The sequence below is a fragment of the Billgrantia pellis genome, assembly GCF_008297955.1.
Lineage (GTDB): Bacteria > Pseudomonadota > Gammaproteobacteria > Pseudomonadales > Halomonadaceae > Halomonas > Halomonas pellis.
On the sequence record NZ_VTPY01000004.1, the window covers coordinates 185,362 to 207,133 of the forward strand.

A 21,772-nucleotide genomic window follows, 5' to 3' on the forward strand; every position below is an offset into this window, starting at 1 on the left:
TCGGCGTATTCCGTGAGTTCAGGATGAACTCTGGACCCGCCTGGCACACTCCGTCCCTTGCTCTCAAAGTGAGCCAGCCTCTATCGCTACTTCCGCAGCATAGCATCGCCGAGCCGCCAGTTTTTGACGGCAAGAAGCGGAGTGAGGGCTTACCACGAGACCGGCAAGGTAAGCATGGGATCGCCAATGTTCCCATGCCCACCCAAGGAGAAAAACGCTATGAACCGACTTGCCGGAAAGATCGCCATCGTCACCGGAGCCAGCTCAGGAATCGGTCATGCCACCGCTCGACTGTTCGCCAGCGAGGGCGCCAAGGTGGTCGTGAACGCTCGTCGCCAGAACGAACTCGATGCTCTGGTCGAAGCCATCGCTCGTGACGGCGGCACCGCCGTTGCCATCGCCGGAGACGTATGCGACGAGCACTTGTCGCAACGCCTTGTCGCGACCGCCCTGGAGCGCTTCGGAGGGCTCGATATCGCCTTCAACAATGCCGGTGTCGTCGGGCCGATGGGGCCACTGCAGGACATGGCATCGAGCGATTGGCATACCGTGCTCGACACCAACCTGACCGGCGCCTACCTTGGCGCCAAATACCAAGTCCCAGCGCTGCTCCAGCGGGGCGGCGGTAGTCTGCTGTTCACGTCGAGCTTCGTCGGGCATACCGCCGGCATGCCGGGCATGGCAGCCTATGCCGCCAGCAAGGCAGGTATTCTCGGCCTGGTGAAATGTCTCGCCGTGGAGCTGGGCGCGCATGGCATCCGGGCTAACGCGCTGTTGCCCGGCGGCACCGACACGCCCGCCAGCATCACCAATGCGCCCGATGCCGGGCCGGAAGTGCTGGCCTTCGTCGAAGGTCTGCACGCACTCAAGCGTATGGCCAAGCCGGAGGAGATTGCCCAGGCAGCCCTGTACCTCGCCTCCGACGCAGCGAGCTTCGTCACCGGGGCGGCGATGCCGGTCGACGGTGGCGTCTCGGTCAACCGAACTTGAACGATAGTCATCCCCGATAGGCTAGCGGGCCGGTACTCGAAGCGGAGTCGGCCCGATTTCAACTCGCCTGTCGAAAACGCCTGGCCTCGTCCGATGACGGGATGCAGGACCCGACAACAACACTATCGAGGAGAATCCCCATGCAGCTTTCCACCTACCTGATCTTCAACGACAACTGCCGCGAAGCCTTCGAATTCTATCAGCGCTGCCTTGACGCCAAGCTCGAGGCCATGGCGACCTACGGCGAAATGCCCGCCAGCGAAGGTAGGGAAATTCCTCCGGAAGCCCGCGACCTGATCATGCACGCCCGACTGCGTATCGGTGACCAATGGCTGATGGCGTCGGATAACTCCCCCTGCAGCCCTGCACCCTACGAAGGCATCAAGGGGGCAAGCATCGCGATCGGCGTCGACTCGGTACAGGAAGCCGAAAGGCTCTTCAACGCCCTGGCCGACAACGGCACCGTGCAGATGCCGCTCGAGGAAACCTTCTGGGCGCATCGCTTCGGCATGCTGGTGGATCGCTTCGGCGTGGCCTGGATGATTAACTACGACAAGGAGCAGTAGGCATGCGCTTCATGATACTTGTGAAGGCGACCGCGGAGACCGAAGCCGGCGCCATGCCCGAAGAATCGATGCTCGCCAAGATGACGGACTACCACGAGGCGTTGGCCCAGGCCGGGGTGCTGCTCGACGCCGCGGGCCTGCAACCGAGCGCCAAGGGGTGGCGCATCCGCTACGACGGCGACCCGCGCCTGGTCACCGAGGGTCCCTTCACCGAGACCAAGGAGCTCATCGCCGGCTATACCTTGATCAGGACCGAGACGCGCGAAGAAGCTCTGGAGTGGGCACGGCGCTTTCCCAATCCCGCCGGCGAGAGCCAGCCCGCGGAACTCGAGGTCCGTCAGCTGTTCGAGTTCGAGGATTTCGACAAGGGCGAGGCGATCGAGCGCTTTCGCCGCCTGGGCACACTATAGGAGAAAGGTCATGAAATACATCGACGGTTTCGTGCTGCCGGTTCCCAAGGACAAGCTCGACGAGTACATCGCCATGGCACGGCAGGCGGGCGAGGTCTGGCGCGAGTATGGTGCACTGGAATACATCGAGTGCGTTGCCGACGACGTGCAGTCCGGCCAGGTGACCTCGTTTCCCCAGAGCGTCGACCTAAAGGAGGGCGAGACGGTGGTTTTTTCTTATATCGTCTACGAGTCCCGGGAGCAGCGCGACCAGGTAAACGAAAAGGTGATGCAGGATCCTCGTATCACCTGCCTCGACCCCAAGACCATGCCCTTCGACATGAAGCGCATGTTCTGGGGCGGGTTCAAGACAGTCGTCGAGCTGTAATACCTGCGCAGGATCGACACTCAGAATTCGAGACAGATCTTGCCGAAGTGGCGGCCGGCCTCTTCGTGGCGGAAGGCGTCGGCGATTTCGTCGAGGCTGAAGCTGCGATCGAGGATCGGCCGCATGCCGCTGGCCTCGATGCCGCGAATCATCTCCTGCTGGTGAATGCGACTGCCGACGATCAGCCCCTGCAGGCGCGCCTGCTTGGCCATCAGCTTGGCGGTAGGGACCTCACCGCCGCGACCGGTCAGTACACCGATCAATGCGATGTGGCCGCCGATACGCACCGCCTCGATGGATTGAGGGAGTGTGCCGGGGCCGCCGACCTCAATGACATGATCGACGCCATACCCTTCGGTGAGCGCCTTGACGCGTTTGCCCCACTCGGGCTCGGCCTTGTAGTTGAGCGTATGGTCGGCGCCCAGTTGTTGCAGACGCTCAATCTTTTCGTCCGAAGACGACGTGGCGATCACTCGTGCGCCCATTGCCTTGGCGAACTGTAGCGCGAAGATCGACACGCCTCCGGTACCCAGGGTAAGGACGGTATCGCCCGCCTTGAGACCGGCATCGATCACCAGCGCGCGCCAGGCGGTCAACCCCGCGGTGGTCAGAGTCGCGGCCTCGGCATGGCTATAGCCTTTGGGGGCGTGGGTGAACCAGGTCGCCGGGCGCACCACCTGCTCGCGGGCATAGCCATCGACCCCATCGCCGGGCGTGGTCTTGAAGTCGCCCACCCGTGCCGGACCATCGAGCCAGTAGGGGAAGAAGGTGGAGACTACCGCATCGCCCACCGCGAACTCCTCGACGCCGTCGCCGATCGCCTCGATCACACCGGCCCCATCCGACATCGGAATGCGGCCGTCCTCGGTCGGCATCTTGCCCGAGACGACGCCGTAATCATGAAAATTCAGCGAACTGGCATGGATCCTGACGCGAATCTCGCCGGGCCCCGGCTCACCGGGCTCAGGCTGCTCACCCACCTCGAGACGATCCAGGCCGCCGGGGCGGCGTACGGTAACCCCTTTCATTGCGCTCTCCTCTTTTGGATAAGCCATCGTGCTGCGCTGCCTGACACCATGGCAGTCCCTACTGGTTCAGGCAACCACAGCCGTTTTAGTGAACACAGCGTTAAAACTTAATCGACTCCATTGGGTCAAAGCATTTGTCGGCCAACGAGAAAACTGCCACCCTCAATTCGTAGGCACGCCTCTCGTAGGGACAGTGAGCGTCCCGGGGGTCGCCCCATCCACCCACAGGAGGACATGCGCATGGGAATCATCGAAGCGCTGACCGTGAGCGTGGCCGCAGTGGCGCTGTTGGCTCTGGCCTACGTCATGAGCGAGAAGCAGCGGCGCCCCATCCGCAAGGAAGTGCGTATCGAGGAGCATGAGCGCGAGCCTTACCGGTACCGCATGCGGCGCAAGTAATCCCTTATCGCAGTCGATCGTTCGTCAGCCCCCGGGACCGCAAGGTACCGGGGGCTGCTTTCTGATTCAGCTGGGCGAACGCAGGCGGGGCCCCACCGTACGGTCGAGATCGCTCGGCGCCGGGTCGATGGAGGCAGACGACACCAGGGCGGAAGCACGATATCCCGGGCCGCGGCGCAGCCACTGTTGCGCTTCCCACTTCGCTTCGGTGGACAGCGTCTCGAGAAAGTGCACTTCGCCGTTCTGTAGCACCGCCTGGGGCACGCCATCACGATACAGCAGCCGATTGCCCGAGACGGCCGGCAGCCGCGTGCCGGGCGTGAGAATGCCCATCAGGTTGAGTGGGTCGGCACCGGCCACCACGACTTGCGTCCCATCGGTCTCGCGGCGACGCATGGCCTTGAGTCCTCCCACCGCTTCGGCCAGGGCGAACTGCTCGCCGGCGAATTGCTGCACGAAGCGCCCGCCGCGAATCTCGCCGCGCGCCTCGAGCCGGCGATAGACATACAGCAGCTCGCGCCACGGCGGCAATGCCGGCTCGCGCTCGATCACGCGGCGAAACACCACGCCATAGCGTTCCAGCAACACCCAGGCGATGTGCTCCAGACTCTCCATGTCGGTCGTGATGCGGCGCTTCTCGGCGGACGATTCGCGCTCGGGGGCGGGTAGCCACGACCAGCGCCCGGCGGCGTCCACGCCCGGCGCGTGTCGACGCCGCCTGCGCCCGCTCGCGGCAATCGGCGGGCGCTTGCTGGCCGGGGCGGTCAAAGCGCGCAGGCCGGTGAAGCTGTCCGAGGTCACCAGCCCCCAGGAAGCCAGCTCGCCCAACGCCTCCTCGACCTGGGTACGCAGCATACGCGTGGGGCCGAGCAGGTCGGCGAAAAACATCGCCCCGCCGCCCTGCAACGCCTCGAGTACCCGACGCGCGCCGCCGGAGAGCGACAGTTCGTCGATTTCCGGCGTCGGAACGGCCTGGCGCCAGTCGGCCAGCGCCTGGCGATCGATCAGGGCGATCGGCGTGTTGCGCAGCGGGCCGGGGCGCTGGCGTTCGTCGCCTTCGGCGATTCGAGGTGGTAGCAGGCGCAGCCAGATGAAACGACCGCTGGCCAGCAACTGGTCGAGCATGTGCGGTGAAAAATCGGCCACCCGTGCCGGCAATACGTCGCTCTCCCAGGCACCCGCCGCCACCGGAAAGCCCTCCAGTCGCTCCACCGCTCCGGCTAGCGCCTCGGCCCCCTCCGGCCGCTCGGTGAGGCCGTGCCAGTCGAGCAGAAAGCGCAAGTAGTGCTGAATGCTCACCGGCTCGATCTCGGCGCGGCGACGGTCGATGGCGTAGCGATGCATGCGTGCCAGCAGGCGCCGCTCGCACCAGGCCACCTCGCTGCCACCCAGGAAATTCCCTTGCAGCACGAAGCCCTCGACCTCGAGGCGTGCCAGCGCGGCCATGGTGCGATCCAGCGATACGCCGAGTGGCGCTCCCAGATTTGCCGCCGACACCGGCCCCAGCGTTTCCAGCCGCGAACGCAGCTGCTCGACCAGTGCCTCGTCGGCGCTTTCCGGCGCCTCGCCCACCGCGTCGATCGTCGGTTCGAGTCGCGCCTCGGGATGGATCGCGAGCAGTTCGCCCAGGCGCTCCGCCGCCACCCACAGCGGCTCGCCGCCAAGCGGAATGACCATGGTGGCACGCCGCGATTCGGCGAGCACCTCGAACCAGGGCCGCCAGTCGGCGTCGGTCTCGCGTGCGGCAAGGAAGCCCGTCATCACCAGGGCATCGTGCAGCTCGTCGGTATCGCGCGGTGTCGGCCAGGCCTCCTCGCGCACGCGCGCCACCACCTCGGGGGCGTAGCACGCCGAGGCGGCGGCGTCGGCTACGTCGAGGGCATCGCCGGTGCGCACGCTGAGGGTGCGCCGCTCCTCCTGGGCGCCATCGTCGAGGAAAGCATAGGGCCGCGCGTTGACCACTTCCTCCGACAGCGGCGAAGGCACCGCCAGGTCGCGTCCGCTGACGGCGATCTCGCCGGCCTCCAGGCGTTCCAACAAGCGCTCCAGCGCGTCGATGTCCATGGCGTCGGTCAGGCAGTCGTGCAGGGTCTGGTCGACCAGCGGATGGTCGGGTAACTCGCGCGCGCCGGCCAGGTTCTCGGCACAGGCAAGCTGGTCGGGAAAGACCACCGAGAGCAGATCCTCGGCGTCCTGGCGCTGCAGCTGCGGCGGGCGCCGTCGGCCGTTGCGGGTTCGCGGCACGGCAAGCCCCACCGAGGCGTTCCAGCGCCAGCGCAGGCCGAACATCGGTGCGTCGAGCAGCGCCTGGATCAGCACCTCGCGTACCGTTTTGCTGTTGAGATAGGCCCATACCTCGTCGAGCGGAAAACTATGCGTCGGGCCCAGCGACAGCACGATGGAATCCTCCAGCGCTGCCGCCTGCAGCTCGAAGTTGAACTTGCGGCAGAAGCGCTTGCGCAGTGCCAGGCCCCAGGAGCGGTTGAGCTTGGAGCCGAACGGCGCGTGCAGCACCAGGTGCATGTCGCCGGCCTCGTCGAAGAAGCGCTCCAGCACCAGGTGGCGCTGGGTGGGAATCACGCCCAGCGCCGCCCGCGCCACGGCGAGGTAGCGCACCAGCTGCTCGGCCGCGGCCGGCGTGAGGCCATATGCCGCTTCCAGCCACTGCTGGGCATCGCTCTCGTCGCCCTCGGCCAGTTGCCGGTCGAGGCCTTCGCGCAGCCGCGATACCGCCTCGGAGAGCTCTGCGGTTCGCGCCGGCGCCTCGCCGAACCAGAACGGGATGCTCGGCGGCGCGCCGCGGGCGTCCTCGACATAGAGCTTTCCGGTAGCGAGCTTGAGGATACGGTAGGCCTGGTTGCCGAGCTGGAAGATATCGCCCGGCATGCTCTCGAAGGCGAAGTCCTCGTTGACGGTACCGACGCGAATCTCCTCGGGCTGCAGGATCACGTCGTAGTCGAAGTGGTCGGGAATCGCCCCGCCGTTGGTCAGGGCGACGAGCCGCGCGTTGCGCCGCGGGCGCAGGCGGCCGTTGACCCGGTCGCGATGCAGGTAGGCGCCGCGCCGCCCGCGCCGGGTGGTGTAGCCGTCGGCGAGCATCTGCACCACGGCGTCGAAGCTCTCTTCGCTCAGCGCCCGATAAGGCCAGGCTTCACGGATGCGCTCGAACAGTTCCGCCTCATCGGTCTCCCCCGCCCCGGCGACCTCGGCGACGATCTGCTGGGCCAGCACGTCGAGCGGCCCCTCGGGAATGTGCAGCCGGTCGAGCTCGCCGGCCTGTACCGCCCCCATGAGTGCCGTGCTCTCCACCAGGTCGTCGCGGGTCAGCGGGAACAGCCGCCCCTTGGGCACGCGCCCCACGCCATGGCCGGAGCGCCCCACCCGCTGCAGGAAAGCCGACATCGAGCGCGGCGAGCCGAGCTGGCAGACCAGGTCCACTTCGCCGATGTCGATGCCGAGTTCCAGCGAGGCGGTGGCCACCAGCGCACGCAGCTCGCCCTGCTTGAGGCGCTGCTCGGCGTCCAGGCGGTGCTCGCGAGCCAGGCTGCCGTGATGCGAGGTCACCCACGCCTCACCCAGCCGATCGGCCAGGTGGCGGGCCACCCGCTCGCAGACCCGTCGGGTATTGGCGAAGATCAGCGTGGTGCGGTGCTCCCGAACCAGCGCCGCCAGGCGATCGTAGACCTCCTCCCACACCTCGTTGGCCATGATCGCGGTAAGCGGCGAACCGCTCACTTCGATGGCCAGGTCGCGCTCGCGCACATGGCCGGTATCGATGATGGTGCAGTCGGCGCCCCCGGTGAGGAACGCCGCCACCGCCTCCACCGGCTTCTGGGTGGCCGAGAGCCCGATGCGCTGCGGCGGCTGCGACGTCAGCCCCGCCAGGCGCTCCAGCGACAGCGCCAAGTGGGAGCCACGCTTGGTGCCGGCGACGGCATGGATCTCGTCGACGATCACCGTGCGCACGGTGGACAGCATCCGCCGCCCCGAGTCGGACGTCAGCAGCACGTAGAGCGATTCTGGCGTGGTGACGACGATATGCGGTGGGCGCTTGCGCATTCGCTCGCGCTCCGAGGAGGAAGTATCCCCGGTGCGCACCCAGGCACGGATTTCGGGCACCTGCTGCGCGTCGGCCGTCAGCGCCTCGCCGAGACCGGCGATGGGCAGTTGCAGGTTGCGCTGGATGTCATTGGAGAGCGCGCGCAGCGGCGAAACGTAGAGTACCACGGTCTCGTCGGGCAGCTCGCTCTCGAGCCCGCGGCGCACCAGACTATCGATGGCGGCGAGAAAGGCCGCCAGCGTCTTGCCCGAGCCGGTGGGGGCGGCAATCAGCACGTGGCCGCCCGCGCCAATGGCCGGCCAGGCGCGTGCCTGCACCTCGGTGGGCGCACCGAGATCGCGTTCGAACCACTGGCTGACGGCGGGATGAAAGGCTTCGAGCGGCATGGGCGCTCCGGGATATCGCTTTCCTACAACGTAATCGAGGGACGGGCGAAACGCGATGCCCTTCCCCTGGGAGAGATCAATTATTACGGCAGGAGCATGTCGCCCAGTTCGCGCTTGAGCCACTCGATTAGCCGGCCGCTACGCCGTTGATCGCCACTGGGAGCATGCCACAGACATAGCCGAGCGGGTGTCTCGACGAACCCCCAGGGAGCGATCAGTCGCCCCTGACGCAGCTCATCCTCGACCAGCAGCCGGGGCGCTATCGCTATGCCCAACCCGGCCACCGCCGCCTCTATCAGGTAATAGAGATGATCGAAGCCTTGCCCCTCGGCCAGCGCCCGATCGAGGCGCGCCGGGTCGAGTGCCTGTGCGCCTGCCCACTGCGGCCAGGCCTGCGGCCGCGAGGCGGTATGCAGCAGCTTGGCGTTGAACAGCGTCGCCGGCTGCGCCGGATCGAACCGAGCCGCCAACTGCGGGCTCGCTACCGCACAGATATGCTCTGCGGCAAGCACACACACCTTCACGTCGGCTGGCCACGGCGGTGCGGCAAACGTCAACGTCGCGCTGACCTCGTCCTTACCGGGGGTCGCTTCGCTCTCGCTGGATACGACATGCAGCTTGAGTTCGGGCAGTTCACGATGCAGGCGATCGAGCCGTGGAATGAGCCAGCGCGCCAGGAGACTTCCCGGGCAGGCCAGGAGGAACGGTGCCCCCTCGACGTCACGCTTCAACTGCGCGCAGCTATCGCGCAAGCGGACGAATGCCTCACCAACGCCGCGCTGTAGCCGTTCTCCGTGGCTTGTGAGTTCCAAGCCTCGCCCCGCCTTGGCAAACAGCGCTACACCGAAGTGTTCTTCCAGGCTACGCAGCTGACGACTGACCGCACCGTGAGTCACGCTGAGTTCATGCGCCGCGGCCGTGACGCTACCCAACCGGGCGGTCGCCTCGAAGGCCCGCAAGGCGCTGAGAGAAGGCATGGAGTTAAGCATCGATCTGTGACCCAGACTCACATATAGCGGCCATCTTATCGATTTTTCGCCCCGCCTGCCTGCGCTAGTTTCACCGAACGTTCCATGAACCTTCGAGGCAACCCATGACCGACGACACGATGCAGCCCGATGCCGATGGCTTGTTCGGCCGCTTCGGCGGTCGCTTCGTCCCCGAGACGTTGATGCCGCTGATTACCGATCTTCAGGCCGAATACGATACGGCACGAAAAGACACCGAGTTCCAGCGCCAGCTCGCCTACTTCCAGCGCGACTACGTTGGCCGGCCCAGCCCGCTCTACTATGCCGAGCGTCTTACCGAGCACTTCGGCGGCGCAAAAATCTATCTCAAGCGCGAAGAGCTCAACCATACCGGCGCGCACAAGATCAACAATTGCATCGGCCAGATCCTGCTCGCCAAGCGCATGGGCAAGACACGCATCATTGCCGAAACGGGCGCTGGCATGCACGGCGTCGCCACGGCCACCGTGGCGGCACGTTTCGGCATGCCCTGTGTCGTCTACATGGGATCGGCCGATATCGAACGCCAGCAACCCAACGTGTTCCGCATGAAGCTGCTCGGCGCCGAGGTCATTCCGGTCGCGACGGGTACCGGCACGCTCAAGGACGCCATGAACGAGGCGCTGCGCGACTGGGTCACCCATATCGATGAGACCTTCTACATCATCGGCACCGTGGCCGGGCCGCACCCCTATCCCGCCATGGTGCGCGACTTCCAGGCGGTGATCGGGCGCGAGACCCGTGCGCAGATCCTCGAGAAAGAAGGACGTTTGCCCGATTCCCTCGTCGCTTGCATCGGTGGTGGCTCGAACGCCATGGGATTGTTCCACCCCTTTCTCGCCGACGAAGCGGTCAGGATGGTCGGCGTCGAGGCCGGCGGCAAGGGCCTCGAGACCGGCCTGCACGCGGCGAGCCTCAGCGGCGGCGTGCCCGGCGTACTGCATGGCAACCGCACCTACCTGCTGCAGGACGAGGATGGCCAGATCACCGATGCCCACTCGATATCGGCCGGGCTCGACTATCCCGGCATCGGCCCGGAGCACGCCTGGCTGCATGAACGGGGACGCGTCGAATACGTCTCGATCACCGACGACGAAGCGCTCGAGGCATTCCAGTGCTGTTGCCGTCAGGAGGGGATCATTCCCGCGCTCGAATCGGCCCACGCCCTGGCCGAGGTCGCCAAGCGCGCGCCGACGCTGCCCGGCGATCACCTCATGGTGGTCAACCTGAGCGGACGAGGCGACAAGGACATGATGAGCGTCGCCCAACATCTCGGGGAGAATTTTCAATGAACGCCGCCAAGGAGAGCCCCATGAACGACGCCACTCGCCTCGACGAGCGCTTTACAGCGCTCGAGGCGGAAAAAAGGCCGGCCCTGGTGACCTACGTCACCGCCGGCGATCCCGACTTCGAGACCTCGCTGGAAATCCTCAAGGGGCTGCCGGCGGCTGGCGCCGACGTGATCGAGCTCGGCATGCCATTCAGCGATCCCATGGCCGACGGGCCCACGATCCAGAAGGCAGCGCTACGCGCCCTCAGGGGCGGGCAGAACATGATCCGGACGCTCGAGATGGTGCACGCCTTCCGCCGCCAGGAGTCGCACACGCCGCTGGTGCTGATGGGCTATTACAACCCCATACACCGCTACGGCGTGGCGCGATTCCTGAAGGAGGCTGCCCATGCCGGAGTCGATGGCTTGATCGTGGTCGACCTGCCGCCCGAGCATGACGACGAGTTGTGCCTGCCCGCCAGGGAGCACGGCATTGCCTTTATCCGCCTCGCCACACCGACCACCGACAGCAAGCGGCTTCCCCGGGTTCTGGAGAATGCCTCGGGCTTCCTGTACGGCGTGTCGGTGAACGGCATTACGGGTGGTAGCGCCCCGGCGCTACAAGATGTCGAGCGCATGGTGGGTCAACTGCGCAAGCATAGCCACCTGCCGATTGCGGTCGGTTTCGGCATTCGCACTGCCGCACAGGCGGCAGCAATTGGCCGATTCAGCGATGCCGTGGTGGTCGGCTCGGCGCTGGTGGAGGGCATCGAAAGCGCCGAAACACGGCGCGGCGCCGTCGAGGCGGTGCATGGCCTGGTTCGCGAGCTGGCCGCAGGGGTGGGTCGAGCGGGCAAACCGTAGTGCAGGCCTGACCGAGCAACGAGCCTATGGCCGGTATCGATGGATCGGGCGCCCCAGTAAGCCCTTACTTACCTGAAACGATGCTCACTGCTCATCGGACGGATTCTGTCTGAATCCCAGGCATTTCGGCGCCCTAGACGCTTACGCATGCGCGGTTAGCTCAGCCCGACACGAACGTCTAGCGCTGCACGTGCACGATGGCATCGCCATCGACCAGGTCCCATTCGCCACTGTTGCGATACAGCCGCTTGCCCTGGCGGGGGTAGTCGGTAACGTCCTGCACCAGCCGCTGGCCCATCACCAGGCATACCAGCGGCTCGTCGCCGTCGTTGTACATTTCGTGCGGCACGCCATTGGTTGGACAGCCGATGAAGTCGCCGGGGCCTATCGGCTGCTTCCAGTCGCCCAGGGTGGCTACGCCACACCCTGAAAGCACGTAGATGGCCTCCTCCTCGTAGCGATGGCAGTGGTACTCCGTAGAGAGGTGGCCGGGCGGCACGCTAATCCTATGAACTCCAAGCTGCGTCATGCCCACGGCGTCGCCCAGCGACTTGTTGATGCGGACGGCCTTGGTGTTGAGGAAGTGCACTTTCCTCACGCCTTCAAGGGCTTCGATATCCTGTGCCGATAGGAACATGGCCGCTCTCCTTCATGTGGAGCCGTTGTCGGGTCCTCGACGAGCATCGCACTATCATAAGGGGCAACTCCATCCTCAGCAGGAGGAAGCGATGGATGAGTCTGCCCCTGTCACAAGTCCCGCTCCTGAATCGTCATCGCCATGACAGCCGCTCGGCTCTCATCTCGCCACCTTCACCCAACGATTCAGGAACCACACATGAACCAGAACACGCTTTTCATCAAGCACAAGGCACTGCCTGGCAAACGCGATGAGGTAAGGCGCGCCTGGGAGGACCATCTGGCACCCAGTATCGAGGCGCGCCAGGTCCATGACGCCTATTTCTACTGCTACGACGACAGCGATCCCGATACGATCCGCGTTTTCCAGCGCTACGTCGATGGCGCGGATGCACAGGCCTTCATGCAGGGGCCGGCCTATGACGCCTATATCGCCGCGGTAACGCCCCTGCTGGCTCATCCGCCCGAGATTCATACTGCCACCGTGGCCTGGGCCAAGGACAAGGCGGCTCCGGTTTCCGAGACAGCCTGATGTCTTCAGCCGATTTGCTTCACTTCGAGGAGGCCCGCCCCATGCTGTTGGGGCTGGCCTATCGTATCCTCGGCTCGCGCGCCGACGCCGAGGATGCGGTGCAGGACACCTTTCTCAAGTGGCAGGCAGCGGATCGTGAGGCTATCGGCACGCCCCGCGCCTGGCTGACCACGGCCTGCACGCGGCGCTGCCTCGATCTGCTGGACAACGCCCACCGGGCCCGGGTCGACTATGTCGGCGCCTGGCTGCCCGAGCCCATCCCCACGCCCGCCGTTGCCGCTGCCGAGGATGCCGCCTTGCTCGCCGACTCACTCTCTACCGCCTTCCTGCTGCTGCTGGAGCGGCTGTCGCCCAAAGAGCGAGCGGCCTATCTGCTGCATGAGATTTTCGACACCTCGTATGACGAAATCGCCGCCATGCTCGAACTCAAGGGGCCGGCCTGCCGCAAGCTGGTGTCCCGGGCGCGGAGCAATCTCCAAACCGCCGAGGAACGGCACGCCCCACCGCGAGCACGCCAGCAGGCGCTGATGGAGGCATTCCGGCTCGCCATCACCGAAGGCACCACGGCGCGGCTTGCGAACCTGCTCTCGGCCGAGGTTCGCCTGAGTGCCGACGGCGGCGGCAAGGTGCCCACCCTGCTCGAGCCGCTGCACGGCAAGACGGAGGTGCTTGGCTTCCTGGCCAGCCGGTTGAGTCAATACTGGGCCGACTACCGATGGCATGAAGCCGATATCAACGGGGGCCGCGGCTTCTTGATGCATCGGCAAGGAGTCGTCACAGCCGTGGTGACCTTCGGTTTCGACCCTTCGGGCCAGGCGACGGACATCTTCATCGTGCGCAATCCCGATAAGCTCACCGGGCTGGCGCCATGAAGCTTCAGCCTACTGGGCGTGGCAGACGTTCTCGCGGGTAGGCGCTTCCTTCAACCCCAGAATCCATTCACGCACAGCGGCGATGGCCGGCTCCCCTAGCCTCTCGGGGGGATAGACGAGATGAAACGGCTGCACCGTGATCTCGGGGCCGAACGGCTGAACCAGGCGCCCTTGGCGCAGCTCCTCCGCGATCAGGTGGCGGCTCATCAGAGCCACGCCCTGGCCATCCAGCGCCGCCGTGATGCCGTGGGATTCGTCGGAGAACAGCAGGCCGGCGCTGACATCGAGCCCCGGCACCTGGACCCGACGCTGCCAGGCCGCCCAATCCACCGGAGCGATGACCTTGGGCGAAGAAAAATGCAGCAACGTATGGCGCACCAGTTCGGCGGGTTCACGTAGCTCAAGCGCTGGGCTGCAGGCCGGTATGAAGACATTGTCGAATAGCTTCTCGGCCACCAGGCCGGGCCAGGGGCCCTCACCATAGCGAATCGCCATGTCGGCGACGATGCCGTCCAGGGCAACCCATTCATGAGAGACCTGGATGCTCAAGTCGATATCCGGATGCGCGTCACGCAGCAGGCAGACCCAGGGCAGCAGCCAGCGCGCGGCCACGGCCGGTGTGGTGGACAGCGTTACCGCCTGCCGTGCCGGCGGCTGGCGCAGCTTGGTCACTGTCTCGGCGATGGCATCGAAGGAGTCGCTCAGCACGCGAAGCAGTGTCTGCCCCTGCGCCGTCAGTATCAACTGCCGTGGCCGACGCACGAAAAGGGCTACCCCCAGGCTCTCCTCGAGCTGGCGAATCTGATGACTGATCGCTGTCGGCGTGACCGAAAGTTCCTCGGCTGCCCGCTTGGCACTGCGGTGACGCGCCGCCGCCTCGAAGGCGCGCAGAGCGGAAAGAGAGGGGAGTCGTCGCGGCAACATGAATGAATTTTATTTTCCATTAGAGGAAAAGAATTATCGTTTGTCGCCTTGCAGAGCTTCAGGCTTATATGAAACAAGCCGCCAATCAAGGCTGAAAGCAACTCATCTCGATGATACTACACCCAGCGTAGGAGAAAGCCCATGACGCGCCTACTTCACCTCGATGCCAGCCCGCGCCCCGGCCGCGCCGGTACTCACGATCACGGCTCGCACACCCGCCGGCTGACCCATCACTTCGTTTCCCGCTGGCGGGCCCTGGAGCCGGGCGCCGAAATCGTCTATCGCGATATCGGTATCGAGCCGCCGCAGCTGACCAGCGTCGAATGGATCGAGGCGGCCTTCACGCCCACTGAAAATCGCAGCGAATCCATGCAGGCAGTGCTCGCCGAGAGTGATACGCTGACAAGCGAAGTCGAGCGGGCCGATATCCTGGTGCTCGGCGTACCGATGTACAACTTCGGCCCGCCGGCCGCGTTCAAGGCCTGGATCGACAATGTCATTCGCCTGGGTCGCACCGTCGACTACGACTCGAAATACGGCCATCACCCCCATCTGCCGCTGGAGTATTACCTGCCGATGCTGGTCGACCGCCCGCGTCACGCCGTCCTGCTCTCCTCCCGCGGCGATCACGGCTTCGACCCGGGGGGCCGTTTGGCTGCACTCAACCATATGGAGCCTAGCGCACGCACCGCCCTACAGTTCATCGGCATCGCTGGCTTTCATAGCATTGCCATTGAGCACCAGGAGGAAGGTGGCGAGGCGCTGGCGGCCTCGACTCAAAGCGCCCTGGCGCGCATAGACCGGCTGGTCGAGCACCTGCACAGCGAAATTGCAGCGCAGCAACTGCCGCAGCCGGCGTGATGGCTTTTTGGAAGATGGCGACCACCGGGGTGCATGACGCCCCGGCCTCGTCTCTGTAGCCTCTGTCAGGGCGCGTCATCACATGAACACGGCCGCTACCCGAAACGTCGTAGGAACATCGACATGCTGATCCAATCCGTACCCAGCGCCGAGGCACCTCTCGACCTCCTGCTGGAGGCCGATCCCTCGCTAGACGCCATCAAGCGCTACCTCGAACACTCGATGTGTCAAGTCGCGACCATCGAAGGAAAGACCGTGGGCGCCTATGTCATTCAGTCCATGGGGAATGGCGTTTGTGAGCTGATGAATATCGCTGTCGCCCCGGCGTACCAAGGGAAAGGCATTGGCACGAAGCTGCTGGAGCACGCCGTGCACATGTCCCGCGAGCTGGGTGCACGACGCCTCGAGCTGGGCACCGGCACCTTCGGTTATCAGCTCGCCTTCTACCAACGTGTGGGGTTCCGGGTCGTCGCCGTGGAACGGAACTACTTCCTCACCCACTACGACGAACCGATCTACGAGAACGGCATCCAGCACCAGGACAGGCTGCGGCTAGCCCTCGAGTTTTGACCTATCAGGAAGCCTAGCCCACCGCCGCCTTGTCCGTCACCGGATCCGCCTTGGCGCCGGCAGCCTCACGGCGCTCCGAGTAGCGGTCCACCAATGTTTCGGCGTGGGGCCGCAGCAGCAGGGTAAAGCGCACCAGCTCCTCCATCACGTCGACGATACGGTCGTAGAGCGGCGAGGGCCGCATGCGGCCGGCTTCGTCGAACTCTTGGTAGGCCTTGGGCACGCTGGACTGGTTGGGGATGGTGAACATGCGCATCCAGCGCCCCAGCAGGCGCAGGGTATTCACCGCATTGAACGACTGTGAGCCGCCGCTGACCTGCATTACCGCTAGGGTGCGCCCCTGGGTAGGCCGCACCGCCCCCATGCTCAGCGGCAGATGATCGATCTGGGTCTTCATCACGCCGGTGATCTGGCCGTGGCGCTCGGGGCTGCACCACACTTGCCCCTCCGACCAGATGGCCAGGTCGCGCAGCTCGCGCACGGCCGGGTGATCGTCGCCGGCCACCTGGTCCGGCAGCGGCAGATCGGACGGATCGAAGATCCGCGTCTCAGCGCCGAAATAGCGCAGCAACCGCGCGGCTTCCTCCACCGCCAGGCGCGAATAGGAGCGTTCGCGCAGCGAGCCGTAGAGCAACAATATGCGTGGGGGTTGACCCAGCGGATCGGGCAAGCCCTGGCCGGGCCGCCGGTGAGCGAAGCGCTCGTCGAGGGCCGGAAGATAATCGGGGTCGTTGAGCGTGCGAAGCCTCATGTCGCCTCCTTCATGGCGTGAGTGTGCAGGACGAGCAGCGCCACCAGGGCAGCGAGCCCGAGGGCAGCAGAGAACAGCAGCGCCTGGGTGCCGAAGCGCTCGATCAACAGGGCGAAGACCAGCGGCGCCAGCGCCTGGCCGAAGCGTGCCGGCACCATCAGCACGCCCTGGCGCAGGCCATAGCCATGGGGGCCGAAAATGGCAAGCGGCAGCGTGCCCTTGGCGATGGTGAGAATGCCGTTGCCGGCGCCGTGCAGCAGCACGAACAGCGTGGCCAGCGGTGCCCCAAGCGTCATCACGCCGAGCGCACCAATGGGATGCGCCACCACCGCCAACTTGGACGAGAGCAAGGGATGAAAACGCTGCAGCAGCGAGAACTCGAGCATTCTCGCCGCCACCTGGGCCGGCCCCACCAGCGCCGCGGCCGCAATGGCGGCGGCGGGCGAGAGGCCGGCGATCTGTAGCAGCCACGGCAGGTGCGCCGCCATGGCCGTGCTGACGAACCAGGTCACGGCGAAGACGAAAGCCAGCAGCGCCATGGGCAGCCAAGTCGAATTCGCCTCGGCGACTGCCGTCTCGGCGTGAGGCGCGGGCGACTGGATACCGAAGGGAATCAGCAGGCGGTTGAGCGGCAGCCCCAGCAGCAGGTGCACTGCCGCCCAGGTGAAGCAGGCGTTCTGCCAGCCGAATTCGGCGTTGAGCCAGCCGGTGATCGGCCAGCATACGGTGCTGGCAAAGCCCGCCAGTAGCGTAATACCGGTAATGGGGCCACGCGCTTCTCGGCCATAGAGCCCGGCCAGGGTCGAGAAAGCCGATTCGTACAACCCCATGCCCATGCCAACGCCGATCACCAGCCATCCCGCCCACAGCAGCTTGGCTCCATCCGCCAGGCCCAGCAGCACCAGACCCAGGGCAAACACCAGGCTCGAGGCCGCCAACACGTCGCGTCCGCCAAATCGGTCGATGCGCCGCCCCACCGCCGGCCCCAGCACGGCCGAGACCACCAGCGCCGAGGAGAACGCTGCGAATACCGTACCGGTGGACAGGCCGAGGTCTCGCGTCATGGGCACGGCGAGAATGGCCGGCAAATAATAGGTTGAGCCCCAAGCCAGCGTCTGGGAAACGCCCAGGGCGACGACCACACCGATGCGCGAGCTCATCGCCTACCTCGATCATCGAGGTATCCGAACCTGAAAAAACGCGCCGCGCTCATCCTTCCCACACCTCCCGTTTCACTGCCCCAGCGGCCATGCGACGGCTCTCGACGATGCAGTCCGTGGCCTCCAGCCAGGCGTCCACCGCCACCTGAAAGGCCTCCCGCCCCTTTTCCGTCAGTGCGTAGACCTTGCGCGAGCGCCCCTGCACCACCTCGTTCGTCGAGGAGAGGTAGCCCCCCGCCTCGAACTCGTTGAGCACCGGATAGACCGTGCCCTCCGAAGGGCTGCAGCAGCCGTTGGTGCTCTTCTCCACCGCCTGCACCACCTCGTAGCCGTGCATCGGCTTGCGGTGCAGCACGCTGAGCACGAAGAATTTCGACAGCGACATCTTGATCGTGCCGCGCCAGTAGGAAGGGTCGCTGTAGTCGGGGATCCGGCGGCCGGCGGCCGCTTCGGATTTCGCTTTGGTCATGGGGGAAACCTATACCTCGATGATCGAGGCGTCAAGCGCATCGACAATCACCCTATACTCTCCTCTTGACCCTCACGCGACGTGAGCCTCCAACCTGTATCTTGCCTGGACGAGAGGAGCCCTTCGATGTTGTTGCGGATCGGTGAACTGGCCAAACGCAGCGGGCTGACCGTGAGAACGCTTCACCACTACGACGACATCGGTCTGCTCGTGCCGCCCACGCGCTCCGAAGCCGGCTATCGGCTGTACAGCCGCCAGGACATCGCGCGCCTGCATCGCATACAGGCGCTGCGCTCCCTGGGCATGTCGCTGGCCGCCATCGGAAACCTACTGGATCGGCCGGAACCGCCTCTGGCGGATATCGTCGAGCGACAGATCGGCATGCTGGAAGCCCAGATCGCGCAGCAGATTCGGCTGCGAGACCGTCTCCAGCGGCTGCATCGCCAGTTCGCCGATGCCGAAGAACCGGACCTGGCCGAATGGTTGGATACACTGGAGTTGATGACGATGTACGACCGTTATTTCTCGCGTGACGAACTCGACCGCCTGCCCCTATACCACGCCGACACCGACCGCCAGGCAGAGTGGAACGCCCTGGTACGGGAAGCCGAGACCCTGCTTCAGCGTGGCATCTCCCCTGCCTCCACCGAAGCGCGGGACTTGGCGACGCGCTGGATGGCCAAGCTGGAGCGGGATACCGCTGGCGACCCGTCACTGCTCGACAAGCTGAATGTGATGCACGCCAACGAGCCCGGCGTGCAGGAACAGCTGGGCATCTCATCCCGCGTCTCTGAGTACGTTCTGAAAGCCTTTGCCGAGAGCAAGCTGGTCATCTACCAGCGCTATCTGTCGGACGAGGAGTTCGAGTACATGCGGCAGCGCTACCCGCTGTGCATGAAGGAATGGCCCCCGCTAATGGCCCGCCTGCGAGAGCAGTTGGAGCAGGGCTCGACCCCCGAAGATCCTGCCGTTCAACGACTGGGCGAAGAATGGCTGGCACTGCTGCGCCGCTTTGCCGGCGACGACCCGGCCACCCATCGTAAGATCCGCCAGGCCAACGAGCAGGAATCGGCACTGAAGGACAGCACCTGGATGAACGAGCGCATGAAGGCGTACCTGGAGCAGGCCATTGCCCACCTGACCTCGACCTGAACCACTTCGCGGCCGGCGTCTTCGGCGCTGGCCGCATAGCGTTCTCGTACCTGGCTATAGATCGATATCGCGCCTCCAAACCTGGCCTACCAGGTCCTTGCCGAAACTGTGATGGGGCTTCTCCTCCACCAGTTCGAATCCCGCTCTTTCGTAAAGCCTGCGCGCATCGGTCAGTACGCTGTTGGTCCACAAGACCATCTTGCGGTAGCCGACCTGGCGGGCGAACCTGAGGCACTCCTCCACGAGCCGGCTGCCTACCCCAAGGCCACGGGCGCAGGGATCGACGTAAAGCAGTCGCAGCTTTGCGGTCGTGTCGTCTTCCCGGACGACGAATACCGACCCAACGACGCTGCCATCCTTCTCGACGATCCAGCACCGCTCCCAGCGCGGATCGAAATCGCGCAGGTACTTGGCAACGATCTCCGCGATCAACGCTTCATACTCTGCGTTCCAGCCGTACTCCTGCGCGTAGAGCACCGCCTGCCGATGAACGATCCAGCCCATGTCGCCCGGCTGCGGATCGCGCAATTCGTAGCTTGCGTCCGCTTCGCTGAGCAGGCTCTTGATCTGGTTCATGGCATCGACCAGCGGGTGTTGCTCAGGTTCCGAAAGTCATTTCAACACGGCTACCGTCTTTTTCTGCGATGCCTCGTCCAGCGGCAAGAAAGTCGCTCGGCCCCGGTCCGTCAGTTCCAATTGCTCAGCCCGCCGATCGGAAGGCGAAGGACTTGGTGATCAGCCAGCGGGCTCAGCGTGTTCTACCGCGACGCCAACGGCGATATCTTCCACACCTACTCGACCTAAGGGCGCGGCGACTCACTCGTCGACAGCACCTACATGCTGCTCGCAACCTGATGGACTGGTTGAAACGCCATGACGAGTACGAATCGGCAAGGTAGGCTACGAGCATAACGCCGCCGCACGTGGCTCCAGATTGCCGCATAGCGCCACTAAGCTAGCTGGGGCCTCGCTTCAAAGCTTCGCTTTGGGTTGCCTCAAAACCACCGCAATAAGGGCTAAGGCCAGAATCGATGTAAAAACAAGGTTATAACCGAAAGCAGCTTGGAATCTTTCATTCAGTAGGGTCTCGTCAGTAAACGCTGAGAGAAAGACGATACCTGCTGCCACCGTACCTAGCGCGTATCCTATCTCAAAACTGGTGTTGAGCAGGCCCGAGGCGGACCCCACCTCTTCTTGTGACACTGTGCGCAAGCTCAAATAATTGATGCTTGGCTGAACCAAGCCCATGCCAATACCCGCAAGGAGAGCACCGGGAGACAACCACCACACAATGCTTCCTATTTCGCCCATGTAAACAGCAAGGAATAAGATACAGTACGCTAAAATCAATACGCTATTGCCTCCCAAGACCAGCTTCCCGGCATGTTGTGAGACGAATTTACCAACCCACGCTGCTGTGACCGAAAAAGCCAACGCTAGAGGCATAAATACAAGCCCTGATGCCAAGGGCGAGTGTCCAAATCCGTCTTGTATGACATGAGGAATGGCCAAGAAAAGTGCTGCATTGCTTGCATAGAATGCCAATGCCATAAAGTTGCCGTGAATGAAGCTGACGTTGCGGGTAAGCGAAATTACCACCAGCGGCGTCAGCCCGCGCGCTTCCCTTAGGTGCTGCCAGCGTATGAATGCCCAGAGCATGGCAGGAGACAAGATCAGTCCCAAGGATGCCCACCATGGCCACCCCTGTTCCACACCAAGGGTCAGCGGAGTCATCACCGTAATCAGAGTAAGCGTCAGCAGCACTACACCGACGAGATCAAGTGCGGGCCGCGCTCCTGCAGGAGCCTTACTCTCAGGAACAAAGTGCCGAGCGGCAATCCATGCGATCACGCCAACAGGTACGTTGATAAGAAAGATTGTTCTCCATCCGAGCCCAAACAAGTCCAATGCAAGAAGCACCCCACCGGCCAACTGAGCCCCAGTGGCCGCGACACCTGAAACGAACGCGAAAGCGCCAAAGGCCTTGCCGCGTCCTTTATCGTCGAAGCAGACCTGAATGATCGAGAAGACCTGTGGCATCATCAAACCGGCCGCAAGACCCTGTACAATGCGCATTCCAATAAGCGTTTCGGTATTAGGCGAAAGACTCGCGGCAAGTGAAGACAAGGTGAACAATAAAATTCCCTTCAGAAAAATTCGCCGCCTACCATAGAGATCACCAAGGCGGCCACCGGTGATCAACGTCAAGCCAAATGCGAGATTGTAAGCGGCAAGGATGAGCTGAATATCGGCGGTACTGGCGCCAAGGTCCCCACGTATGGTTGGTGCGGCTACGATGACAATGAAGACATCAAGAATGGCCATGAAGGCAGCGGAAAGGATGACCCAAAGGCCCACCCAGGGATTATGTACCGTTAGCCGACCGGTTACCGTTGCCGTTAGCTTCATATGAAGACTCCCGATTTGCCTGAACTCAAGCCGTAACGTACTCTTTCCGAAATGGGAATTAAGGAACTTTTTATCAGGGAATAAGACCT

The 21,772-nt window shown here is 64.2% G+C and carries 22 protein-coding genes; 12 read left to right on the plus strand and 10 right to left on the minus strand.

The features are described from left to right. Positions 1 to 219: 219 nt before the first annotated feature. The 4 genes from F0A17_RS11095 to F0A17_RS11110 all read left to right on the plus strand — a co-directional run bounded on the left by F0A17_RS11095 (position 220) and on the right by F0A17_RS11110 (position 2,333). A complete protein-coding gene (locus F0A17_RS11095; RefSeq protein WP_149328408.1) occupies positions 220 to 990 on the plus strand; it encodes an SDR family oxidoreductase in 771 nt (256 codons plus the stop codon). 140 nt (positions 991 to 1,130) lie between these two features. Then, complete coding sequence (locus F0A17_RS11100) at positions 1,131 to 1,556, plus strand: VOC family protein (protein ID WP_149328409.1); 426 nt, start codon at positions 1,131 to 1,133, stop codon at positions 1,554 to 1,556. A gap of 2 nt (positions 1,557 to 1,558) precedes the next feature. Further along, positions 1,559 to 1,966 carry a YciI family protein gene (locus F0A17_RS11105; protein ID WP_149328410.1) on the plus strand — a complete coding sequence of 136 codons (408 nt, stop codon included), beginning with the start codon at positions 1,559 to 1,561 and terminating at the stop codon, positions 1,964 to 1,966. Positions 1,967 to 1,976: 10 nt separating this feature from the next. Beyond that, positions 1,977 to 2,333, plus strand: a complete 357-nt coding sequence (locus F0A17_RS11110) for a DUF1428 domain-containing protein (protein WP_149328411.1) — start codon at positions 1,977 to 1,979, stop codon at positions 2,331 to 2,333. Between the two features lie 20 nt (positions 2,334 to 2,353). On the opposite strand, the gene F0A17_RS11115 is transcribed toward F0A17_RS11110, so the two are convergent. Continuing rightward, positions 2,354 to 3,361: a zinc-dependent alcohol dehydrogenase family protein gene (locus F0A17_RS11115; protein ID WP_149328412.1), complete on the minus strand. Its 1,008-nt coding sequence runs from the start codon at positions 3,359 to 3,361 to the stop codon at positions 2,354 to 2,356. Between the two features lie 240 nt (positions 3,362 to 3,601). Here F0A17_RS11115 and F0A17_RS20585 point away from each other — a divergent pair, with 240 nt between their 5' ends. Then, the gene (locus F0A17_RS20585; protein ID WP_187774682.1) at positions 3,602 to 3,760 is read left to right on the plus strand and encodes a hypothetical protein; all 159 of its coding nucleotides are present in this window, start codon (positions 3,602 to 3,604) and stop codon (positions 3,758 to 3,760) included. 66 nt (positions 3,761 to 3,826) lie between these two features. Here F0A17_RS20585 and F0A17_RS11120 read toward each other — a convergent pair whose 3' ends face one another. Together F0A17_RS11120 and F0A17_RS11125 are read right to left on the minus strand one after the other, a co-directional pair. Beyond that, positions 3,827 to 8,206 (minus strand): DEAD/DEAH box helicase, encoded by a 4,380-nt coding sequence (locus F0A17_RS11120; RefSeq protein WP_149328413.1) that lies wholly within the window; start codon positions 8,204 to 8,206, stop codon positions 3,827 to 3,829. An 83-nt stretch (positions 8,207 to 8,289) separates the two neighbouring features. Next, positions 8,290 to 9,195 carry a LysR family transcriptional regulator gene (locus F0A17_RS11125; RefSeq protein ID WP_149328414.1) on the minus strand — a complete coding sequence of 302 codons (906 nt, stop codon included), beginning with the start codon at positions 9,193 to 9,195 and terminating at the stop codon, positions 8,290 to 8,292. Positions 9,196 to 9,299: 104 nt separating this feature from the next. Between F0A17_RS11125 and trpB the strand changes: the two genes are divergently transcribed. Together trpB and trpA are read left to right on the plus strand one after the other, a co-directional pair. Further along, entirely contained in the window at positions 9,300 to 10,505 is a 1,206-nt protein-coding gene (gene trpB / locus F0A17_RS11130) for a tryptophan synthase subunit beta (RefSeq protein ID WP_149328415.1), read from the plus strand. A gap of 20 nt (positions 10,506 to 10,525) precedes the next feature. Next, positions 10,526 to 11,347, plus strand: coding sequence for a tryptophan synthase subunit alpha (trpA, locus tag F0A17_RS11135; RefSeq protein WP_149328416.1), 822 nt, complete (start codon positions 10,526 to 10,528; stop codon positions 11,345 to 11,347). A gap of 178 nt (positions 11,348 to 11,525) precedes the next feature. On the opposite strand, the gene F0A17_RS11140 is transcribed toward trpA, so the two are convergent. After that, on the minus strand, positions 11,526 to 11,984 hold the full coding sequence (locus F0A17_RS11140; protein ID WP_149328417.1) for a cupin domain-containing protein: 459 nt from the start codon (positions 11,982 to 11,984) through the stop codon (positions 11,526 to 11,528). Between the two features lie 198 nt (positions 11,985 to 12,182). Here F0A17_RS11140 and F0A17_RS11145 point away from each other — a divergent pair, with 198 nt between their 5' ends. Together F0A17_RS11145 and sigJ are read left to right on the plus strand one after the other, a co-directional pair. Beyond that, entirely contained in the window at positions 12,183 to 12,515 is a 333-nt protein-coding gene (locus F0A17_RS11145) for a putative quinol monooxygenase (RefSeq protein WP_149328418.1), read from the plus strand. Further along, the gene (gene sigJ, locus F0A17_RS11150; RefSeq protein WP_149328419.1) at positions 12,515 to 13,387 is read left to right on the plus strand and encodes an RNA polymerase sigma factor SigJ; all 873 of its coding nucleotides are present in this window, start codon (positions 12,515 to 12,517) and stop codon (positions 13,385 to 13,387) included. Before F0A17_RS11145 ends, sigJ begins: the two co-directional genes overlap by 1 nt. A gap of 9 nt (positions 13,388 to 13,396) precedes the next feature. On the opposite strand, the gene gcvA is transcribed toward sigJ, so the two are convergent. Next, positions 13,397 to 14,311: a transcriptional regulator GcvA gene (gcvA, locus tag F0A17_RS11155; RefSeq protein ID WP_149328420.1), complete on the minus strand. Its 915-nt coding sequence runs from the start codon at positions 14,309 to 14,311 to the stop codon at positions 13,397 to 13,399. A 141-nt stretch (positions 14,312 to 14,452) separates the two neighbouring features. Between gcvA and F0A17_RS11160 the strand changes: the two genes are divergently transcribed. Both F0A17_RS11160 and F0A17_RS11165 read left to right on the plus strand, forming a co-directional pair. Next, positions 14,453 to 15,172 carry an FMN-dependent NADH-azoreductase gene (locus F0A17_RS11160; protein ID WP_149328421.1) on the plus strand — a complete coding sequence of 240 codons (720 nt, stop codon included), beginning with the start codon at positions 14,453 to 14,455 and terminating at the stop codon, positions 15,170 to 15,172. A 123-nt stretch (positions 15,173 to 15,295) separates the two neighbouring features. Further along, on the plus strand, positions 15,296 to 15,742 hold the full coding sequence (locus tag F0A17_RS11165) for a GNAT family N-acetyltransferase (protein ID WP_149328422.1): 447 nt from the start codon (positions 15,296 to 15,298) through the stop codon (positions 15,740 to 15,742). 13 nt (positions 15,743 to 15,755) lie between these two features. Here the strand turns inward: F0A17_RS11165 and arsH are convergent, their stop codons facing one another. Genes arsH through F0A17_RS11180 form a run of 3 tightly spaced genes read right to left on the minus strand, consistent with a single transcriptional unit; the run spans position 15,756 to position 18,122 of the window. Next, positions 15,756 to 16,493: an arsenical resistance protein ArsH gene (gene arsH, locus F0A17_RS11170; RefSeq protein WP_149328423.1), complete on the minus strand. Its 738-nt coding sequence runs from the start codon at positions 16,491 to 16,493 to the stop codon at positions 15,756 to 15,758. Further along, positions 16,490 to 17,653, minus strand: coding sequence for an MFS transporter (locus tag F0A17_RS11175; protein ID WP_149328424.1), 1,164 nt, complete (start codon positions 17,651 to 17,653; stop codon positions 16,490 to 16,492). The genes arsH and F0A17_RS11175 overlap by 4 nt, the downstream gene beginning before the upstream one ends. Before the next feature lie 49 nt (positions 17,654 to 17,702). Further along, a complete protein-coding gene (locus F0A17_RS11180) occupies positions 17,703 to 18,122 on the minus strand; it encodes a PadR family transcriptional regulator (protein WP_149328425.1) in 420 nt (139 codons plus the stop codon). A 126-nt stretch (positions 18,123 to 18,248) separates the two neighbouring features. On the opposite strand from F0A17_RS11180, the gene F0A17_RS11185 reads away from it, so the two are divergent. Next, positions 18,249 to 19,274, plus strand: a complete 1,026-nt coding sequence (locus F0A17_RS11185; protein ID WP_149328426.1) for a MerR family transcriptional regulator — start codon at positions 18,249 to 18,251, stop codon at positions 19,272 to 19,274. A 54-nt stretch (positions 19,275 to 19,328) separates the two neighbouring features. On the opposite strand, the gene F0A17_RS11190 is transcribed toward F0A17_RS11185, so the two are convergent. Beyond that, the gene (locus tag F0A17_RS11190; protein ID WP_228716887.1) at positions 19,329 to 19,850 is read right to left on the minus strand and encodes a GNAT family N-acetyltransferase; all 522 of its coding nucleotides are present in this window, start codon (positions 19,848 to 19,850) and stop codon (positions 19,329 to 19,331) included. A gap of 396 nt (positions 19,851 to 20,246) precedes the next feature. After that, positions 20,247 to 21,683, minus strand: coding sequence for an MFS transporter (locus F0A17_RS11200; RefSeq protein ID WP_149328427.1), 1,437 nt, complete (start codon positions 21,681 to 21,683; stop codon positions 20,247 to 20,249). Between the last annotated feature and the right edge of the window lie 89 nt (positions 21,684 to 21,772).

Bases quoted from the DNA above. Each gene is read 5' to 3' on its own strand.
- F0A17_RS11095 (WP_149328408.1), top strand. From the start codon at position 220: ATGAACCGACTTGCCGGAAAGATCGCCATCGTCACCGGAGCCAGCTCA.
- F0A17_RS11100 (WP_149328409.1), top strand. From the start codon at position 1,131: ATGCAGCTTTCCACCTACCTGATCTTCAACGACAACTGCCGCGAAGCC.
- F0A17_RS11105 (WP_149328410.1), top strand. From the start codon at position 1,559: ATGCGCTTCATGATACTTGTGAAGGCGACCGCGGAGACCGAAGCCGGC.
- F0A17_RS11110 (WP_149328411.1), top strand. From the start codon at position 1,977: ATGAAATACATCGACGGTTTCGTGCTGCCGGTTCCCAAGGACAAGCTC.
- F0A17_RS11115 (WP_149328412.1), bottom strand. From the start codon at position 3,361: ATGAAAGGGGTTACCGTACGCCGCCCCGGCGGCCTGGATCGTCTCGAG.
- F0A17_RS20585 (WP_187774682.1), top strand. From the start codon at position 3,602: ATGGGAATCATCGAAGCGCTGACCGTGAGCGTGGCCGCAGTGGCGCTG.
- F0A17_RS11120 (WP_149328413.1), bottom strand. From the start codon at position 8,206: ATGCCGCTCGAAGCCTTTCATCCCGCCGTCAGCCAGTGGTTCGAACGC.
- F0A17_RS11125 (WP_149328414.1), bottom strand. From the start codon at position 9,195: ATGCTTAACTCCATGCCTTCTCTCAGCGCCTTGCGGGCCTTCGAGGCG.
- trpB (WP_149328415.1), top strand. From the start codon at position 9,300: ATGACCGACGACACGATGCAGCCCGATGCCGATGGCTTGTTCGGCCGC.
- trpA (WP_149328416.1), top strand. From the start codon at position 10,526: ATGAACGACGCCACTCGCCTCGACGAGCGCTTTACAGCGCTCGAGGCG.
- F0A17_RS11140 (WP_149328417.1), bottom strand. From the start codon at position 11,984: ATGTTCCTATCGGCACAGGATATCGAAGCCCTTGAAGGCGTGAGGAAA.
- F0A17_RS11145 (WP_149328418.1), top strand. From the start codon at position 12,183: ATGAACCAGAACACGCTTTTCATCAAGCACAAGGCACTGCCTGGCAAA.
- sigJ (WP_149328419.1), top strand. From the start codon at position 12,515: ATGTCTTCAGCCGATTTGCTTCACTTCGAGGAGGCCCGCCCCATGCTG.
- gcvA (WP_149328420.1), bottom strand. From the start codon at position 14,311: ATGTTGCCGCGACGACTCCCCTCTCTTTCCGCTCTGCGCGCCTTCGAG.
- F0A17_RS11160 (WP_149328421.1), top strand. From the start codon at position 14,453: ATGACGCGCCTACTTCACCTCGATGCCAGCCCGCGCCCCGGCCGCGCC.
- F0A17_RS11165 (WP_149328422.1), top strand. From the start codon at position 15,296: ATGCTGATCCAATCCGTACCCAGCGCCGAGGCACCTCTCGACCTCCTG.
- arsH (WP_149328423.1), bottom strand. From the start codon at position 16,493: ATGAGGCTTCGCACGCTCAACGACCCCGATTATCTTCCGGCCCTCGAC.
- F0A17_RS11175 (WP_149328424.1), bottom strand. From the start codon at position 17,653: ATGAGCTCGCGCATCGGTGTGGTCGTCGCCCTGGGCGTTTCCCAGACG.
- F0A17_RS11180 (WP_149328425.1), bottom strand. From the start codon at position 18,122: ATGACCAAAGCGAAATCCGAAGCGGCCGCCGGCCGCCGGATCCCCGAC.
- F0A17_RS11185 (WP_149328426.1), top strand. From the start codon at position 18,249: ATGTTGTTGCGGATCGGTGAACTGGCCAAACGCAGCGGGCTGACCGTG.
- F0A17_RS11190 (WP_228716887.1), bottom strand. From the start codon at position 19,850: ATGAACCAGATCAAGAGCCTGCTCAGCGAAGCGGACGCAAGCTACGAA.
- F0A17_RS11200 (WP_149328427.1), bottom strand. From the start codon at position 21,683: ATGAAGCTAACGGCAACGGTAACCGGTCGGCTAACGGTACATAATCCC.